This window comes from Flavobacteriaceae bacterium HL-DH10, from assembly GCA_031826515.1.
Taxonomy (GTDB): domain Bacteria; phylum Bacteroidota; class Bacteroidia; order Flavobacteriales; family Flavobacteriaceae; genus Thalassobellus; species Thalassobellus suaedae.
Map to the genome: position 1 here is coordinate 601,271 of CP134536.1, position 15,312 is coordinate 616,582.

12 protein-coding genes are annotated in these 15,312 nt (G+C 32.0%); 7 read left to right on the forward strand and 5 right to left on the reverse strand.

Features of this window, described 5'->3' with window-relative positions:
• Positions 1-80: 80 nt before the first annotated feature.
• The gene (locus tag RHP49_02590; protein WNH13149.1) at positions 81-710 is read right to left on the reverse strand and encodes an NAD(P)H-dependent oxidoreductase; all 630 of its coding nucleotides are present in this window, start codon (positions 708-710) and stop codon (positions 81-83) included.
• Positions 711-817: 107 nt separating this feature from the next.
• On the opposite strand from RHP49_02590, the gene RHP49_02595 reads away from it, so the two are divergent.
• The 4 genes from RHP49_02595 to RHP49_02610 all read left to right on the forward strand — a co-directional run bounded on the left by RHP49_02595 (position 818) and on the right by RHP49_02610 (position 5,414).
• Entirely contained in the window at positions 818-1,168 is a 351-nt protein-coding gene (locus RHP49_02595) for a helix-turn-helix domain-containing protein (protein ID WNH13150.1), read from the forward strand.
• Positions 1,169-1,695: 527 nt separating this feature from the next.
• Positions 1,696-3,537, forward strand: coding sequence for a DEAD/DEAH box helicase (locus RHP49_02600; protein WNH13151.1), 1,842 nt, complete (start codon positions 1,696-1,698; stop codon positions 3,535-3,537).
• Between the two features lie 107 nt (positions 3,538-3,644).
• Positions 3,645-4,418, forward strand: coding sequence for a carboxypeptidase-like regulatory domain-containing protein (locus RHP49_02605; GenBank protein ID WNH13152.1), 774 nt, complete (start codon positions 3,645-3,647; stop codon positions 4,416-4,418).
• A gap of 237 nt (positions 4,419-4,655) precedes the next feature.
• Entirely contained in the window at positions 4,656-5,414 is a 759-nt protein-coding gene (locus RHP49_02610; protein ID WNH13153.1) for a carboxypeptidase-like regulatory domain-containing protein, read from the forward strand.
• A 15-nt stretch (positions 5,415-5,429) separates the two neighbouring features.
• Here RHP49_02610 and RHP49_02615 read toward each other — a convergent pair whose 3' ends face one another.
• Positions 5,430-6,083 carry an RNA methyltransferase gene (locus tag RHP49_02615; protein WNH13154.1) on the reverse strand — a complete coding sequence of 218 codons (654 nt, stop codon included), beginning with the start codon at positions 6,081-6,083 and terminating at the stop codon, positions 5,430-5,432.
• A gap of 142 nt (positions 6,084-6,225) precedes the next feature.
• Between RHP49_02615 and RHP49_02620 the strand changes: the two genes are divergently transcribed.
• Both RHP49_02620 and RHP49_02625 read left to right on the forward strand, forming a co-directional pair.
• A complete protein-coding gene (locus RHP49_02620) occupies positions 6,226-6,897 on the forward strand; it encodes an NAD-dependent deacylase (GenBank protein WNH13155.1) in 672 nt (223 codons plus the stop codon).
• A gap of 427 nt (positions 6,898-7,324) precedes the next feature.
• Entirely contained in the window at positions 7,325-8,476 is a 1,152-nt protein-coding gene (locus tag RHP49_02625; GenBank protein WNH13156.1) for a N(5)-(carboxyethyl)ornithine synthase, read from the forward strand.
• 302 nt (positions 8,477-8,778) lie between these two features.
• On the opposite strand, the gene RHP49_02630 is transcribed toward RHP49_02625, so the two are convergent.
• Positions 8,779-10,467 (reverse strand): response regulator, encoded by a 1,689-nt coding sequence (locus tag RHP49_02630; protein ID WNH13157.1) that lies wholly within the window; start codon positions 10,465-10,467, stop codon positions 8,779-8,781.
• Between the two features lie 372 nt (positions 10,468-10,839).
• On the opposite strand from RHP49_02630, the gene RHP49_02635 reads away from it, so the two are divergent.
• Positions 10,840-11,634 (forward strand): transglutaminase family protein, encoded by a 795-nt coding sequence (locus RHP49_02635; protein WNH13158.1) that lies wholly within the window; start codon positions 10,840-10,842, stop codon positions 11,632-11,634.
• Positions 11,635-11,979: 345 nt separating this feature from the next.
• On the opposite strand, the gene RHP49_02640 is transcribed toward RHP49_02635, so the two are convergent.
• Both RHP49_02640 and RHP49_02645 read right to left on the reverse strand, forming a co-directional pair.
• Entirely contained in the window at positions 11,980-13,050 is a 1,071-nt protein-coding gene (locus RHP49_02640; protein WNH13159.1) for a DUF3667 domain-containing protein, read from the reverse strand.
• Positions 13,051-13,582: 532 nt separating this feature from the next.
• Complete coding sequence (locus RHP49_02645; GenBank protein ID WNH13160.1) at positions 13,583-15,220, reverse strand: ABC-F family ATP-binding cassette domain-containing protein; 1,638 nt, start codon at positions 15,218-15,220, stop codon at positions 13,583-13,585.
• Positions 15,221-15,312: the final 92 nt, after the last annotated feature.

Sequence of the window (15,312 nt, forward strand, 5' to 3'; positions counted from 1 at the left end):
GCAAAGCTGCTCGCAAACTTGGTGTAAATGATTGAAAAAGCTACCTGATTTTGTTCAAGTAGCTTATCCCTTATTTATAATTAACTAACCTTTGTCGAAAAATCTTCTATTGGTAATCTAACCTTTTTCAGATTGGCTAAATAATCATTCTCTTCATCACGATACCCTAATGCGAGGGTAACAACACTTTTGAGATTTTTTTCTTTCAAACCTAATAATTCATCAAATTTTCCTGCATCAAAACCTTCCATTGGAGTAGAATCTATTTTTAATGTTGCTGCAGCAATGAGTCCCGTCCCTAGACCTATGTATGCTTGTTTCGCTGACCAATTGAAATTATCAGCGTCAGTTTGTGCTAAAAGGTAAGTACTTATGGAATTTTTGAAATCAGCTAATTCTTCAATTCGTGTTTCTCTTACTTTAGCAACTAACTTAATATATTGATCTATATGTTCCTGCTTAATGGATGTAAATGCAGAGAACACCAAAAGATGTGAAGCTTCGGCTATTTGAGAATTAAATGAATTCTTTCCCAAATCTTTTTTCAAACTTGAATCTTCTATAACTGTAAGTCGATATGGTTGTATTCCTACTGAAGATGCAGAAAGATTGATCGCTTCAACTATTTTTTCCAAATCTTCATCTGCAACTCTTTTGGGACTGAATTTTTTTGTGGCATACCGCCAATTTAAATCATCTATTAATTTCATTACTATTTTCTTTTAAAATTATAGGTCAAAAGTAAGTATCTAAGGTTACTTTTTGTAACTTACAGCCAAAAAGTAATAGTAACATTCGAGTAACCAAGTGACTTATTATGGAAACAGAAATAAAAGCAATAAAAGAATGTAGCCAAACCATTTTAGCAATTCACGACGTAATGGATATCCTCAATGGCAAATGGAAAGTATCTATTATCGCATGCCTTTGCTATAAAAAAATGCGTTATTCTGAATTATTAAGAGAGGTAAAAGGAATATCGGGCAGAATGTTGAGTCGAGAATTAAAAGAATTGGAGATGAATCAACTCATTATAAGAAACGTATTAGACACTCAACCTGTAACTGTAGAATACGAAATAACGGAGTACGGCTCAACACTTAAAAATTTGACTAGTACTATTGCCGAATGGGGTATGGAACATAGAAGGAGGATAATTGGCAAATAGATATAACTGCTGGGAATAAACACTACCGCCAACAAAGTATAAAATTAATTGCTAGTTCGAGCTTGTTTACGAAAATCCGCGTGGATTTTCTATTTAGTTTGCATTTGCTAAATTAGGTGCTTAGACACGCAACTATTCTTATACACAAACGTTAAACAAACCTCTCCAAAAAGAAAAACACCTCTAATTACTACTATTAACTAGCGGATAAGTGCGTTAACAATTACTCATGTATTTTATTTTAATAATTCGGAAATCGTGAATACTTCGTATTTGACAGCGGCATCCTTTTTATTGTGGGATTCCTGCGAAAGCAGGAATCCCACAATAAAAAGATACAGCAGAACGCGTGTTAAAACGCCAAAAAATTGTTTATTCAAATAAAAGCTTATCTTTGCCGCTTGAAACTCAGCAAATGGGTTTAAATTCCTCAGAGTGAGGATGTGTTACTAGAAGTTTAATGTTTAAGTATGTCGATTCGCTTCTTTATGTAACACCACATAACATAATCGAATACTTATACAAGAATGAGCACATTCCAAGAACTAGGTCTAAATGATGACCTTTTACGCGCTATCACTGATTTAGGATTTATTAAACCAAGTGAAGTACAAGAAAAAGCAATCCCAATTTTATTAGAATCGGAAACCGATTTAGTAGCATTAGCACAAACAGGAACTGGTAAAACAGCAGCCTTTGGTTTTCCTATGTTAGAAAAAATTGATATTGATAGCCGAACAACTCAAGGTCTTATTTTATCGCCTACACGTGAGCTTTGTTTACAAATAACCAATGAAATTAAAGCTTACGGCAAGTACTGTAAAGGCTTAAATGTAGTTGCTATTTATGGTGGATCGAGCATTTCAGATCAAGCAAGAGACGTTAAAAGAGGCGCACAAATTATTGTAGCAACGCCTGGTCGTATGAAAGATATGATTAGCAGACGTATGGTTGATATTTCTAAAATACAATACAGTGTTTTAGATGAAGCTGATGAAATGCTAAACATGGGTTTTAAAGAAGATATTACTGATATTCTTTCTCACACACCAAAAGAAAAAAATACCTGGTTATTTTCTGCAACCATGCCAAGAGAAGTAGCAACTATTGCTAAAAAATTCATGGTTAACCCACAGGAAATTACTGTTGGAAATAAAAATGAAAGTACAAGCAACGTTTCTCATGAATACTATTTAGTTAATTCTAGAGACCGTTACCAAGCTTTAAAACGTTTATCGGATGCTAATCCTGATATATTTTCTGTTATTTTCTGTAGAACAAAACGTGATACTCAAAAAGTAGCTGAGAACTTAATTGAAGATGGTTATAGCGCTGGCGCTTTACACGGCGATTTAAGTCAGAATCAACGTGATATGGTTATGAAATCGTTTAGAAATCAACAAATACAAATGCTTGTAGCGACTGATGTTGCTGCTCGTGGTATTGATGTAGACGATATTACACACGTTATAAACTACCAATTACCAGACGAAATTGAAACTTACACACACCGTTCTGGACGTACAGGACGTGCTGGAAAAACAGGGGTTTCTATGGTAATTGTATCAAAAAGTGAAGTACGCAAAATAAAAAGTATTGAGCGTATTATAAAAAAACAATTTGACAAAAAAGAGATTCCTGATGGTGCCGATATTTGCGAAGTACAATTAATGTCGCTAGCTAATAAAATTCACAATACAGAAATTAATCATGAAATTGATAAACACTTAACTAGTATTAACGAATTGTTTGCTGATACTGATAAAGATGAATTGATTAAAAAATTCTTCTCGGTAGAATTCACACGTTTCTATAATTACTATCAAAAATCTAAAAACTTAAATGTTTCTGAAAGTCCTAGAGATAGAGAAGGCGGTCGTGAAAGCAGTAGAGATTTTGGTGGAAATTCTGATTCTACACGTTATTTTATAAACGTTGGTAGTAAAGATGGCTTCGATTGGATGAAGTTAAAAGACTTCTTAAAAGAAGTTCTTGAACTTGGTAGAGATGATGTTTTTAAAGTAGAAGTAAAAGAGAGTTTCTCTTTCTTTAATACTGAAAACGAACAAAAAGAAAAAGTACTTGCGTTCTTTACAGATTATAAACACGAAGGACGTTTTGTAAATGTTGAAGTTTCAGAAAACCGCGGTGGTGGTGGAAGACGCAACGACAGACGTGGTGGCGGCAAACGTCGTGATGATAAACGTGGTGGCGGAGAAAGACGTTCTGGATCTAAAAGTGATTCTGGAAGAAGAAGTGGCGATTTTAAATCTAGCAATTCTGGACCTAATAGATCAGAAAGACGCTCTAGTTCTGCTTCAAAATCAGGTAATTCTGGTTCAGACAGACCAAGACGTTCACGTAGATAACATAAAACTTTTATGTTAATTTTAAGTCAAAATAAAACTTATTGACGCTATTTTGTTGTTTTGTTTAGTACTTTTATAACAAAATTAGCGTTGATAAAGACAATCTTATGAAGAATAACCTGCTCCTATTTATACTCTTATTTACTTCTGCTTTTTGTATGGCGCAAGAAGCCGATAAAGTTTTAGGGGTTGTTATTAATTCTTCAAATGATACGCCTTTAGAAAATGTAAATATTGTAAACCTTAATCAGGTTGTTGGTACAACAACTAACAACAAAGGGGAGTTTCAAATTTCAGCGAAAGCAAACGATACATTACATTTTTCTTATTTAGGATTTAAATCTATAAAAGTAAGAGTTACTAATGACTGGTTAAAGTTTGGAAGCTCTAATATTGAATTAACAGAATTGGCACTTGCACTTGAAGAAGTGGTTGTAAATCAATTAAAACTTACGGGTTATTTAGAAGTAGACATTAAACAAGTACCTATTATTAATAACAATTACCGCTATAGTATTTCTGGTTTAAGCACAGGTTACGAAGCGAGTTCTCCAGGAACTGTTAGTAAAATTATAGGCTCTATTTTTAATCCTGCCGACTTTTTACACCGCATGTTTGGTAAAAAACCAAATGAGTTGCGTAAGCTTAAAAAGATGAAGGAAGATGATGAAATTAGAAACTTACTAGCCTCTCGCTTTGATAGAGAAATGCTAACCGTTTTACTTCAAGTAGATCGTGTAGATTTAGACGAAATAGTAAGCCATTGTAATTACTCTAAAGGGTTTATACAAACGGCTAACGATTTACAAATACTTGATGCTATAAGCGAATGCTATGAAGAATATAAAGTTTTAAGTAGAGGTCGAAGTCGGAAGATTTAATCGCAAGAAATTCCTCAAGGCTGTGCCTAGAGGTTTCCGATGAACTTGTCATTCCCAAAAAAACGGAAATCTAAATATACTAAAAAGAGACTTTTTAACTAAGGTCTCTTTTTTTATACCTATACATTAACAGCATCTATTAAAGTTTAGTTAAGGTACGTGTTAAACTATCTTAAATATTTAACCTGAAAAAAAATTATACATTAATTTGATAAACAAACACTTATAAGATTGTTTATGACCACCAAAATTAAACTACTACTCTTATTAATATTACCAACAACTGTTATTTCTCAAAATATTACTGGAAAAATTTACGATGAAGAATCTACCATAAAAGGAGCTAAAATTTTTAATATTTCTAATAATACAAGTACTTATACCGATGACAAAGGCGATTTTAAAATACAAGCTTCTGTTAACGATACTGTCATTCTTTCTTCACTATTTCATAAAGAAAAGAAAGTAAAACTTACAGAAAACCATTTGAAAGAAACCAATGTATTCGAACTAAAAAAAATAGTTAATGCTCTAGATGAAGTCTTACTTAGTGAAAATCGTGAAGTAGTAATATTTAATGCCAAAATATATGCCAAAATATTTAGTATACAAATGAAAAACGACATGAAAAACAGACCCTATTTATACCATCCACCACCCAGTGGAAATATAGACTTCATTAAAATTGCAGGTCTAATTGGTAAACTATTTAAAATCAAAAAAAAGAAAGACGCTCCTTTCATTACAGCTACATACAAAACCTTTGATTCCCTTTTTAAAAACGATGAATTCTTTAACAAAAATCTATTAACTAATCAGTTACAAATAAAAGAAGCTTATAAACCCTTATTCTTTGACTATTGCGATGTCAAACAAATTGACAAACAATTACTCAAAAAAGAAAACCGCGTTATTCTTCTAGATAGTTTATTTAATTGTAGTAAAGAATTCTTAGAAATTGTAGAAAAATCAAAAAAAGACAGTATTACAAATTAATTTCAAGTTATAATATTATTGATTATAAAAACGCTCAACAATATCATCATAACTCTTAATTGTTTTTTTACACCAATCCAATCGTTTTTCTAATTGTTCCGTTTCAGTAAGTTGCCAATCTATATTAGTTTGCTTTAGCTTTGTTGTTACATGTTGTAAAATAATAGCAGCACTTACAGATATATTTAAACTTTCAGTAAAACCAACCATAGGTATTTTCATAAACACATCGGCTTCATCCAACACTTCTTGCGAAAGCCCTTCGGTTTCTCTACCAAAGAAAAAACAAGCCTTTTTAGTTACATCAAATTCATGCAGCAAACAATCATTAGTATGTGGTGTGGTAGCAACAATTTGATAGCCTTTCTGTTTTAAATCTGAAATACAATCTTTTACATGAGTATACCTATTTAAATCTACCCATTTTTGAGCGCCCATAGCAATTTCTCTATCAATTTGCTTAGAATTTTGCTCTTCAATAATATTGACTTCCTGTATTCCAAACACATCGCAACTACGCATTACCGCACTGGTATTATGTAATTGATAAACATCTTCGGTAGCCACAGTAAAATGCTTGGTACGCTGTTGCAGTACTTTTAAAAATTTATCTTTTCGAGAGTCGGTTAAGTAGGTTTCTAAATGTTCTAAAAGTTCCAAATCAATCATGTTTCAAAAATAATAAATAGTTACGGTATTGCAGCAAAGGTTTCTAGTCATGTTGAAATGTCTTAAGAATTCAAATATAATCACAAATAAAAATGATGAGATTTCCGCTTTTACGGAAATAAAAAAAAGGTATCTTTATTTCATGAAACACATAGTTGTACTTACGGGCGCAGGCATGAGCGCAGAAAGTGGTATAAAAACCTTTAGAGATGCCGATGGTTTATGGGAAGGTTATGATGTTATGAAAGTAGCCACACCCGAAGGTTTTGCTGTCAATCCAGAATTAGTTTTAGATTTTTATAACCAACGCCGAAAACAATTGTTTGAAGTCAACCCAAACCAAGCACATTACGGTTTAGCGCAACTAGAAAACGATTTTAAAGTAAGTATCATAACTCAAAACATAGATGATTTGCATGAACGTGCAGGAAGCACCAATATAACTCATCTACATGGCGAATTATTAAAAGTTCGAAGCACTTTTAATGCCAACGATATTCAAGACTGGAAAACCGATTTAGTTTTAGGCGACACCGACTCTAATGGCTACCAATTACGCCCACATATTGTGTGGTTTGGAGAAGATGTTCCTATGATAGAAAAAGCGGTTACAATATGTAAAACTGCCCATATTCTTATAATAATTGGCACCTCCATGCAAGTATATCCCGCAGCTAGTTTGATGCATTATGTACCCGAAAACACTCCTACTTATTTTATCGATCCCAAACCGAATATAGAAAGCAATCAATATTTAACTGTAATTCCTGAAAAAGCCACAGAAGGCATAAAAAAGGTTATACAGATGCTTTAAGGTTAGAAAGAGTTATTTTGATGGTTCGTTTAACGACTTGATATGAAATCGTTTTAACACTGAAATAAATTCAGCATAATTGTTTCATATCTAATGCTAAACGAAGTTATGTAATTTTTCTGACAAATTAAAACACTAAAATCCTAATTAAAATCAACTTGTTTTTAAATCCCATATACTTCATTAAAATGAGCTTCAATAGCTTATCTTTGAGAATGAATACTATAAACATTCCTATTAATTACCTTTTCGCAATTCATTAGCGAATTATAAAGACTTTCCTTTCAAAAGCTCTTTTCTGATTAATAAAACTAACAATCAACCTAATGACTGATTGCTAGAAAACCAATTATTAATAACATTATAAACCTCTCGTTTAGCTAATTTCATTGATTGGCATTGGGTTTCCATTAAAAAAGAAAATAGTATGATCTTATTAAGCATGGGTGTTATTGGCACTTCAAAAAAACAAGACGAAAGACGAGTTCCTATTCACCCAGAACATTTAAACAGACTTCCAGATAACATACGCAAACAACTAATTTTTGAAAAAGGCTATGGCAAACCTTTTAATATAAGCGATGAAACCATAAAAAAACAAACTGGTGGTATAGCTTCAAGAAAAGATATCTTATCAAATATTGGGTCTGCTATTATAGCAAAACCCATTTTAAGCGATTTAGAAGAATTAAAAGAAGGTGGCACTATATGGGGATATTCGCATTGTGCACAACAAAAAGACATAACACAAATTGCTATTGATAAAAAACTGACTTTAATAGCCTTTGAAGACATGTATGTTTGGACTCCTAACGGGCAAATGGGCAGGCACACCTTTTATAAAAACAATGAAATGGCTGGATATTGCGCTGTTATTCATGCGCTGCAATTAAAGGGTATAGATGGTCATTATGGCAATCAGAGAAAAGTCATTATATTTAGTTTTGGAGCTGTTAGCAGAGGTGCTATTTACGCGCTAAAAGCCCATGGGTTTAGAGATATTACTATTTGTATTCAAAGACCAGATCATGAAGTAAGAGAAGAAGTATTAAATGTAAACTACACCCGAATTAAAAAAGGGAAAGACAATGAACCTAGGCTGATAGTTGTAGAACACGATGGAACAGAACGCCCGTTATTAGATTTAATTAATGAATCTGAAATTATAATTAATGGCACCTACCAAGATACCGATGACCCTATTGACTATGTCATTGAAAGTGAAAAATCTAGCCTTAAATCAGGTACCTTAATTATAGATGTAAGTTGCGATGAAGGTATGGGTTTCTATTTTGCAAAACCTACTACTTTTAAAAACCCAATTATAGCAGTAGATAACATTGATTACTATGCCGTAGACCATACACCAAGTTATTATTGGGAAAGTGCTTCTAGATCTATTTCGGCAGCCTTATTAGTGCATGTTCCATCTGTAATAAGTGGTCGTGATAAATGGTATGAAAATGACACCATTAAAAATGCTATTAATATAAACAAAGGCATTATTGTAAAAAACAACATTCTTAGGTTTCAAAATCGTGAAACAGGCTATCCTCATTTAGAAAAGCAACTTTTTTAAAAGTATAAAAATCAAGTATTAAAATAAAAAGAGACCTGTAATTTATAATATTTGTTTTAATGCCTAATATCACATTTAAACCCTGTATTTCCATTTAATCGTTTAGCTTTGGAATAATGCTTTAAACATAAATTTATGTGGTTACTGAATTGGCTGCGACTTACTGTTTAACATAGAAGCACCTACGCCATTTATTTTATAGATCCAAAACCAGCTATTACAAGTAAAAACAATATAACGGTCATTACTGAAACGGCTACTTTAGGAGTTAAAAAGATGATTGAGTTGTTGCGTGTTTGACATTATTTAACAACACCCCTATTAATAGCTTTGTCTATTTTATCAAGAAGGTCATCTGGTTCAAATGGTTTATATATAAAACCATCCATTCCACTAGTAATGATTTTATTTTTAACTTCCATAAAAACAGAGGCTGAAAGTGCAAGAATAGGTAAATCTGTATTAAACTTCCGTATTTCTTTTGTAGCTAAATAACCATCCATCACTGGCATTTGAATGTCCATAAGCACTAAATCATAATGATGCTCCTGTACCATATCTACTGCTATTTGTCCATTAACTGCAACATCAACTTCTATGTTAGATTTTTCCAATATCTGCTTTCCAACCATGACATTAATATGGTTATCTTCTACCAACAACACGTGTTTACCCTCAAGGTTATATTCTTTTTTTTGCTTAATTTCGTGAAGATCCTGATTTGAAGCAAGTTTCATCTCCAATTCAAAATAAAAACGACTCCCTATTCCATATTTACTTTCAATTTTCACCTTACCTCCCAATGCTTCCACAATACTTTTTACAATAGGCAGCCCTAAGCCTGTACCTCCATATAAACGCTTAGTACTACTAGAAGCTTGAGTAAACACTTCCCATATTTTTTCTTGATCTTCTTGTGCTACACCAATACCAGAATCAGTTATTTCAGTTAACAAACGTATACTTGTATTTGTTTCAGATATTTTAGAAATTTTTAAAGTTACCCCTCCTTCTTCAGTAAACTTTATGGCATTAGAAACAAGGTTATTTATAACTTGATTAAACCTTACTATATCCAACCAAACAATAGGTATATTTTTATCAATGTTCAACTGCATACTAATCCCTTTGCGCAAACAACTAGATTCGTGTATTTTTTTAATTTGTTTTATAGCTTTTTCTATATTGGTAGGTATGGGATCCAATTCAATAGTTGTGGATTCCATTTTACTAAAATCCAACACATTATTTACCAAGCTCAGTAGTATTTTCCCAGAATAATTTAAAGCTTCAATATTTTCCTTTTGATCTGGACGCGGATTACTATCTCCCAATATATGTGAAAGTCCTGTAATAGCATTAAGCGGTGTTCTTATCTCATGGCTCATAGTACTTAAAAACCGTGATTTTGCATTAGATGCTTCAATAGCCTCTTCTCTTTTACTATATATTTTCTCATAATAACCTATGTTTAAATATGAAAAATAGACTAATTGATACGTTACCAAACCTAAAGTACTTAAAATAGATATAGGGTAAATAACCCTTCCTGCCACTTCAGGGTCCATATGAGTGTTTGTGAATAAATTGAAATCTGATAAATAAAGAAGCACCCAGAAAAGAATAGGTAAGAATGAAAATATAGTTATATAATGTCTTTCCCTTCTAAAGGAAAATATTAAAAAAGGCAACCCTAAAGCAAACATTAAAATAAACTCTACACTTCCCATTCTCCCAACAAATGAAGAGGTCATAGACACACTTAAAACAAATGCTAACATATAGATAATTCGAGCAACTGTAATATATCCTCTTTTGGTAATTATAGCAGAAATAACAAAAAGAAGTACAGCCAATCCAATATAATTGGCTAATTGGTGCATGCCCAAGTTATAAATTACAAAAAACCAAATTAAAGATAATCCAGTTGTAAACAAAGAAAGTACATAAACAAGCTTGATTCTTCTCTCAGAGAATTCAGATTTGGCCATAAATAGGTTAAATTTTTACTTCCAAGTTAGGTCGTTTTTTTATAAACACCAAGTTTCATTTTTAATTACCTCAACTATTTTGCACTATTCCAACATTATTAGTTACTCTCTAGGCCATTAATCATCTAAAATTGTTTATTATTTTATCAACTTGAAAACCATCTAATTAATAATTTTAAAAAAACTAAAGCTCATTACCAAAAATACTATAATTGGGATAAAAAAGGTTTTAGAATTATGAGTAACTCAATAAATGGACATGTAATTTATAGTATTTGTTTTAATACCTAATATCACATTTAAATAATACAAACTCCCCCTGTATCTCCATTTAATCGTTTAGCTTTGGAATAATGCTTTAAACATAAATTTATGTGGTTACGAATTGGTTGCGACTTACTGTTTGATATAGAAGTGCCTACGCCATTTATTTTAATGCTACGACCAAGGAGCGGCGCAGAACAATGGCTGGCACGAGATGAGTTTAAAATTAAACCAAATATCCCAGTAGTTGAATTTACAGATAACTACGGAAATCTTTGTCAGCAACTCATAGCTCCTGCGGGATTCTTTTCTATACAAACTAAAGCCGATGTTAAAACTTCTGAATTTGTAGATGTATGTCCAGGTGCTTATTTTGTAGAAATACAAAATTTGCCACACAACATACTTAGTTATTTATTACCAAGCCGATATTGCGAATCGGACAGGTTTAGCGATTTAGCTTCCAATATCACAGCAAACCAATTACCTGGTTATGATCAAGTCGCTGCTATTGAAACATGGCTAATCAATAATATAAGTTATATTCCAGGAAGTAGCGACTACCCTATTTCGGCTATCGAAGTTAATTACAAGCAATCTGGCGTGTGTAGAGATTTAGCTCATTTAGGCATTGCTTTATGCCGAAGCCTTAGTATTCCTGCACGGATGGTAGTTGGCTATTTATATAATTTACAACCTATGGATATGCATGCATGGTTTGAAGCCTATGTTGGCGGACGTTGGTACACTTTCGATGCCACCCAGATAAGACCAAAAGGCGGTTATGTTGCTATTGGTTATGGGCATGATGCTGCCGATGTTGCTGTTTACAACCAGTTTGGACCTTCTGTTTTTCCAATACAACAATTAATCAAGGTTGAACGTATTGAAGATGGCGCATAAATGAAATAACCTTATCGCTTTTTAATGTTTATTAATACAATAATAAAAATTCTCCTCATATCTGGATATTTAGGTTAGCACCTTTACAAAGAATTGTTGTAGCTAACTAATAAACTTTATTTTCTGATAAATAAAAACTTATCAGATTCCCTTAAATAAATGAACTTAACCTTTTCAATCTGATTTATAAACAAGGAATCAAACTATAGTATTGAAACTATAACCTATTATTGCGCTTCTTGTAGATTTATAATATTTCTGTATTGTCTTATTCTATTGATGGTTGGGTTATTTGCTGCTTTTTGAATCTAATAACGAAAATAAATATTATATCTAATCTAGAATTTATTTTAAATTCAAATAGGTAAGCAAGCTAAACAATACCAAAATGACGCTAAAAACAAATAGATTAATAAAATAAACCAATGCACTTTTAATAAAAGAAAGGAAAAACTTGTCCCCATAGAAAAGACGGTGAGCAGGAAAAAAATAATAAAACATAAATAAAATGCCTAATGTTTTCAAACTAAAATGAACCCAACCCAAAACAGGAGACATACTTAATAATGGCTTTAATTTACCTATAAAGAAAATTACTAATATCATTATAAGTAGAAAAGAAAAATAGTGAAGCGTAAATATGGCGTGATCAAAATAATAATATTTTTTTTTATTATTAAAGAGCCATAAAATAAAAGCAAATATGGGCATATAAATAAACAACACCTTTGGCAAATTATGACTAAAGGACTCTGAAAATCGCTCAAATATCTCCTCCTCTGTAAGCTCTTCTTCTATTGTAAGCCACTTTTTAAGCACGTAATTTTTTACTGAGTTCACCTCGATGTTATCGGCACCATTTTTTTGCAAAGAATCTAACTCATTAATGTTTTCAAAACCCAAATTAATAATACCCTTTGAATTAATCTCTTTAGTTTCCTTTAGCAGCTTTTTAATAGTGTCATTATTTTCTTGAGAAATCATCCCCATTTTTGTTAAACCATCAATCCCCCTTTCTTCAATATGTAATGAATCGATAGAAGGAATATTTGTCTGGCTTAAAGATTTTTCTTTTGAGGAGGTTTTAATATCCTCAATTTCATTTGGAAAAACTGAAATTATAAAAAAGGTAATAAAACTGATAAAAATATAAAGTCGAATGGGGTCTAAATAATATAAACGTTTACCAGACATGAAGGCTTTAGACAACACAGCAGGCTTGAATAGTAAATTATAAATGGTTCTCCAAAATGCGTTGTCATAGTGGGTAAAGTCTTTAAAAAAATGACTGAATATATGATAAAAGCTTTTTCGTGTTTCCGTGTTTTCTTGTCCACAATTTGGGCAAAAGCGTTCCTCAACCATATAATTGCAGTTAAGGCAAGTTTTATCTTGTCTTATAAGTCCTTTTCCCATGAGCTAAAACAGTAATCAATTTCATTTTCAGTAAATGTATCAAACTTTTTCCTGTTAAAATTAATTTTTACATCAAACGATTTGATTCAAAAATATTTGTTTAGTTATAAAGACCAATTAGGATCCAACCAAAATAAGCTTCTAGCTTTTGGAATCTACATATTGCATCATGGCATTATTTAAATGACTTCTATTTAAATTAATGATTACTAAAAAGTTGTTTTTTTATTTAAATCGATCTGTTTGTTGATTATCAAAAGGCATGTAATCCGAAAGTTGTCTAAGTTTCAAAACGTGCATATAGAAAGTTGCATAAACAACACCTACTTATGTTTTGTTTTTAAATGCTTTAACTTATGAATATATTTAAGAGCATGGGCTAAAGGTTTCAAATAAACGACGCTAAAAGGAATCATAAAAAACTTAAAAAAAACAAGGTCAATAGCTTACTTGACTGGAAACGTAAAAACAAACTTACTTCCCTTCCCTATTTCACTTTCAGCCCATATTTTACCTCAGGAAAACTTTCTTATTATTTCCTTAAATCAATCTCTTTTAGGTTTTCAATACGGTTTCTTATCAAAAAGTCATCAATAGTTTCAAAATGCTCAATAACGCGTTGGTCTTTAAACTCAAATACTTTTTGAGAAAGCCCTTGTAGAAAATCACGGTCGTGAGATACTAAAATTAGGGTACCATCAAAATCTAAAAGCGCTTCTTTTAAAACGTCCTTTGATTTTAAATCCAAATGATTGGTAGGTTCATCGAGAATTAACAAATTTACTGGCTCTAAAAGTAATTTCACCATGGCAAGTCTGGTTTTTTCTCCACCAGAAAGCACGCTTACTTTTTTATCAATATCGTCGCCTTTAAACATAAAACGCCCTAAAATATTCTTTATCTGCGTTCTAATATCGCCTTGTGCAACCTCATCAACCGTTTGAAAAATAGTTAAATTCTCATCTAATAATGATGCTTGATTTTGCGCAAAGTAACCCACTTTTACATTATGACCTAAACTACATGTGCCATCAACATCTATCTCTCCCATAATGGCTTTTATCATGGTTGATTTTCCTTCACCATTTCTACCAACAAACGATACTTTTTCGCCACGTGCAATAGACATATTGGCATTTTTAAATACCACATGTTGGTCGTACGATTTAGACAACTCTTTAACGGTTACAGGATAATCTCCTGAACGTTGTGCTGGTGGAAACCTCAATTTTAAGCTAGAATTATCTATTTCGTCAATTTCTATAATTTGAAGTTTTTCCAACATGCGCTCTCTTGAACTCACTTGATTGGTTTTAGAATATGTGCCTTTAAAACGCTCTATAAAAGCCATATTATCAGCAATAAACTTTTGTTGTTCTTGATACGCTTTAATTTGATGCTCACGACGCTCTTCGCGCAATTGCAAATAATGAGAGTAGTTAGCTTTATAGTCGTAAATACGTCCCATAGTAACCTCAATAGTTCTATTGGTTATATTATCAATAAACGCTTTATCATGAGAAATGACCATAACGGCTTTGGCTTTATTCAATAAAAAATCTTCTAACCAAATAACCGATTCTATATCAATATGGTTGGTAGGCTCATCTAATAGAATTAAATCTGGTTTTTGTAATAAAATTTTAGCCAATTCAATACGCATACGGTATCCCCCGCTAAACTCACTTGTTAAACGTGTAAAATCATCGCGTTTAAAACCTAAACCTCCTAACGCCTTTTCTACTTCAGCGTCATAATTTACATCTTCTAAAGCATAGAATTTTTCACCTAAATCGGAAACCTTTTCTATAATCTTCATATAATCGTCAGATTCGTAATCGGTTCTAGTTTCCAATTCTTTATTTAAGCGTTCCATCTCGTCACGCATTTCAAAAACATGCTTAAATGCTTTTGAAGCTTCTTCAAAAACAGTACAGTTATCTTCGGTTAGTAAATGTTGTGGTAAATACGCAATAATAACATCTTTAGGATAGCGTACATGCCCTCGAGTTGCATTTTGTACACCAGCAATAATTTTCATCATGGTCGACTTTCCGGCGCCATTTTTCCCCATTAAAGCTATTTTATCGTTCTCATTTATAGTAAATGAAACATCACTAAACAAGGCTTGTCCGCTAAATTCTACTGCCAAAGCATCAACTGAAATCATAGTCTATTTTTTTAAAGCTGCAAAGCTAGAAAAAAGCACGTTAGTAAAAAGAAAAAACATATTTATAACAATCTTTTCTCTTTCAGTATTTT